Origin of the sequence: Lactobacillus kimbladii, assembly GCF_000970755.1 — a bacterium.
In the GTDB taxonomy this organism is placed as follows: domain Bacteria; phylum Bacillota; class Bacilli; order Lactobacillales; family Lactobacillaceae; genus Lactobacillus; species Lactobacillus kimbladii.
In genome coordinates this window covers 1,706,844-1,710,732 of the sequence record NZ_KQ034007.1, presented here as the reverse complement: position 1 = coordinate 1,710,732, position 3,889 = coordinate 1,706,844, and the positions used below count along the sequence as shown (strand labels likewise).

The window sequence follows — 3,889 nt, the reverse complement described above, 5'->3', positions numbered from 1 at the left end:
CAACTGGCTCCGACAGCTCAAACCCATCAAACAGTTCAACTGGCTCTGACAGCTCAAACCCATCAAACAGTTCAACTGGCTCAGACAACAACTCCGGTAGCTCAAATGGCTCAGACAAGCCTAGTGCAGATGACAAAGGTAAGGACGATTCAAAAGGCACTAAAAATTAGTAATAAATAAGAGTTTAGTTACTTGATTTTATTCTTTTGTAGTCAAGGATAAATAAAAAGCCATAAGCTTTTTCTTCAATTACTTAAATCTAAATGATTTAAATAATTAGGGAGGCTTAGGCTTTTTTTGTTCAAAAATGAAGTTTTCTATTTAAATAAAGTCAAACATGAAAACTTGAACAAATTTCTTGTTTTTGCTGAGGGCTAATTTACGAAATTCAATCGGAGTTGCGTCCTCTAGCTTGATCATGATGCTATTACTATCATAATAATCAATATATTATATATTTATATTAAGGCATAAATTTTTTCTAAAAATTGTTATTTATATAATGTATTTAAATATACAATATATAGCAATCTTTCATTTAGTCTAAAAATACCTTAAATAAAAATTACATATATTATAAAAATAGTCTTTTTTTTAGGTGCTTATAGTGCTAAAATGACTTTCATGTAACTTAATTAAAGTTATAGCGTTCTTAAGTCTATTTAGCTTGGGGCGTCGAATATGTCATGGAAAAAGGAAGGCTCAAAAAATGAGTAAAAATAGTTTTTATAAAAAAATGATAGTTTCAGTAGCTGGTGCAACATTATTAGCTGTTGGTGTTAATCAGTTACCAACCAACGCTCTAAGTAGTGCCCCAACTGAAGTTAGTGCAGCTAAGAAGGCCACTAAGACCAAGAAAGTCGGTGCCAATTCTGCTGTTTACAAGTTAAAGGGCAAGAAACTAGTTAAGACTAAGGAGACACTTAAGGTTGGTCAAAAAGTGACTGTTCTTGGCAAGAAGACTGTTAAGGGCAAGGTTTACTACAAAGTTGGCAAGAACCAATATGTCAAAGCTGTAAATGTTACGGGCAAGGCTGCTAAAGTAGCTAAGAACACTGTTTTGGTTACCAGAAGTGGCAAAGCTTTAAAGAACGGTAAAGTTCGTAAGGGCCAAAAAGTAACTGTATTTGGCGCAGCTGTTACCATTAAGGGCAAGAAGTACTACTCAACTTCAGCAGGATACATCAAGGCAAGTGCTTTAGCTAAGAAGAAGACTACAAAACCAACGTCAACTCCTTCAACTAGTTCCAACGGTTCTGGTTCTACTGGCTCAACTAGCTCCAACGGTTCCACTGGCTCAACTAGCTCCAACGGTTCTACTGGCTCAACTAGCTCCAACGGTTCCACTGGCTCAACTAGCTCCAACGGTTCTACTGGCTCAACCAGCTCCAACGGTTCAACTGGCTCAACTAGTTCCAACGGTTCAACTGGCTCAACCAGCTCCAACGGTTCTACTGGTTCAACAGGTTCTACTGGCTCAACCGGCTCAACCCCTTCAAATCCTTCAAAGTAATGAGTAATCATTAATTTACTTTTGATACAAATTATTGAGTAAAATTTAATATCATAGATAAAGAGGTTTTAGGTGTTTTTGAAGACTTGCTTTTACAGATCTTTAAAAGATTCTCGGACCTCTTTTTTTGATACAAAAAAACGCAACTTTCTCAACTGGAGAACTGATTGCGTTTTTAGTCAATAATATTAATTACTAGAAACAGACTGCTTTGCTTTAGCTAATACGTCCATGACAGCTATGCTATGCTCGTATAAATTATTAGCTTCTTGTGTATCATGGGTATCAATAATTTTCACAAAATCTGTAAACTCACTTGCCATCCTGTGGTCAAACTGATTAAAGTTGAACTTACTGTTATCACCGCGTCTGTGCTCAACCATGAAGCTTTTAATAACACCAGTTGAACCGTCAAAATAGATAGTTCCTTTTTCACCCTCAATAAATGATCTGGGAGTAGTATAGCTGTCTTTTGCGGCAATTAAAACTGCTTGTTTATCAGGATAAACTAAATTAAGTATGCCCGAAGTATCAACTTTTTTTTGCATTACGGGATAATACTGCACTTTTTCCGGTTCACCGAATAAACCAACAGCTAAGTGAATATTGTAAATGTTTAAATCCGTGAGAGTTCCGCCATCTTTAGCGGGATCGAATACAGGTGCAATTTTACCTTGTAAAAAATCATCATAGCGACTGGAATACTGCGTATAATTTAAAGAAATAATGTGAATAGGTGCAATTTCAGCTACTTGCTGTTTAATTGCTTTAAAATTTGGCAGATGAATATTTGTGATTGCTTCAACTATGATCAAATCCCTTTTATCAGCTATTTCTTTAAGTTCTTTAGCTTGAGCAACAGTTTCTACGTAAGGTTTTTCGCAAATAACATTTTTGCCTGCAAGAAGAGCTTCTTTTACGACTTCATAATGTAAAGAATTAGGCACAGCTACATAAACAGTGTCGACATTATCATCGTGACACAACAGCTGGTTATCTGCAAAAACTTCTTTAATGTTATACTGTTTAGCTAAGTCTTTGGCAATAGGCTGACTACGTTTAGTAGTGGATATTGCTGCAAGTTCAAGGCCTTTAATTTTAGCAGCAGTTGTTAAAAAATCGTGAACAATTTTACCACTGCCAATAATTCCTAATTTCATTTTTGGACCTCCGATTACTAATGAAAATATTTAAATGACTCTATAGTCATTTTAGCTCATTAAGTAACCTAAAAGTACCATAATTATTACAGTTAAGTATTTACTAAAAATTGTTTTTCCATATTTTTAGTAAAATTAGTTTGCAGATGCTGGAATGGCGTTCTTGACTTCATCTGGTAACTTCAAAGAGTCGGAATTACCAAAGCCAAAGATTCTAAAGTTGAATGAAGCTGGCATTTTTTTGTTGTAGTTCATTTTAAAAGAAGTAGCAGTGCTTGTTATTTTTTTATCTTTGATTTTAAAAGTAACATTACAATTGCTGAGTTTAACGTGCTTTTTGAACGACTTGAGATCTACCTTATAGTCTTTAAAAATTTTGTTCAGAAATTTACTTGCCTTAGTAATATTGACATTACTTTTGAGGGTATAAACTCCATCTTTATGACTAAGTTTGGCATTTTTGCTCAAATCAGTAGTGATGCTTTTAGCAAATTTCTTCAGATCGCTACTATATTTTTTTATATCAGTTTTGGCAGTATCAGCGTCTGCAATAGGTGTATATTGCCATTTGCCATCTGCTTTGGTGTAGACACGTTTTGCGTCCATATCAATCCATTGCTCTACTGTTTCAGCGTGTTTGCCAGATTTTACTTTAGTAATGGCTTGAACTAGTTCAGGCTTGGTGGTAAAAGCACCATGAGAGTCGAAATTTATTTTTTGCTTACCACTTTTAATCTTTGTGCTGGTAGTATATTGGCCACTAGTTTGGTTGCTCTCTTTCTTTTTAACAATTGCAATAGCCTGCTTTTTTGATAATGCTGCATCGACTGTTTTTGCATGAGTTAGACCACCACCAACTAAAGTGGCAGACAATAACATAGCCGTCAAAAATTTCTTCAATTTCATTGTGGACATCTCCTTTTTAATATTCTTATTTTACCTTAAGGAAATTATATAGCATTTTTAGTCAAGTTGATATAAAAACTTGTCCGATTTTTTTCAGCGTAACAATTGCATCATTGAAGTGGTAGAGTTTAAAAATGATAAGAAATTGTATTGTACATTAATCAGAGTATGATTTTTTAATTTTTTACATAAATTAGGCTTACAAAAACAGATTTTTGGTGAATTAATTAATCCTAAATTTGCAAGTCTTGGTTTTGTCTCTGGTCAAAGAATTATCTTAGAAGTCTTACACAAATAAAAACCCCGAAAG

General features: G+C 34.3%; 3 protein-coding genes. 1 reads left to right on the top strand and 2 read right to left on the bottom strand.

Features of this window, described 5'->3' with window-relative positions:
- Positions 1 to 709 precede the first annotated feature (709 nt).
- Positions 710 to 1,513, top strand: coding sequence for an SLAP domain-containing protein (locus tag JF75_RS10175; RefSeq protein WP_052726900.1), 804 nt, complete (start codon positions 710 to 712; stop codon positions 1,511 to 1,513).
- Positions 1,514 to 1,701: 188 nt separating this feature from the next.
- Here the strand turns inward: JF75_RS10175 and JF75_RS08485 are convergent, their stop codons facing one another.
- Together JF75_RS08485 and JF75_RS08480 are read right to left on the bottom strand one after the other, a co-directional pair.
- On the bottom strand, positions 1,702 to 2,673 hold the full coding sequence (locus tag JF75_RS08485) for a Gfo/Idh/MocA family protein (protein ID WP_046332638.1): 972 nt from the start codon (positions 2,671 to 2,673) through the stop codon (positions 1,702 to 1,704).
- 135 nt (positions 2,674 to 2,808) lie between these two features.
- Positions 2,809 to 3,579, bottom strand: coding sequence for a hypothetical protein (locus JF75_RS08480; RefSeq protein ID WP_046332637.1), 771 nt, complete (start codon positions 3,577 to 3,579; stop codon positions 2,809 to 2,811).
- Positions 3,580 to 3,889: the final 310 nt, after the last annotated feature.

Bases quoted from the DNA above. Each gene is read 5' to 3' on its own strand.
- JF75_RS08480 (WP_046332637.1), bottom strand. From the start codon at position 3,579: ATGAAATTGAAGAAATTTTTGACGGCTATGTTATTGTCTGCCACTTTA.
- JF75_RS08485 (WP_046332638.1), bottom strand. From the start codon at position 2,673: ATGAAATTAGGAATTATTGGCAGTGGTAAAATTGTTCACGATTTTTTA.
- JF75_RS10175 (WP_052726900.1), top strand. From the start codon at position 710: ATGAGTAAAAATAGTTTTTATAAAAAAATGATAGTTTCAGTAGCTGGT.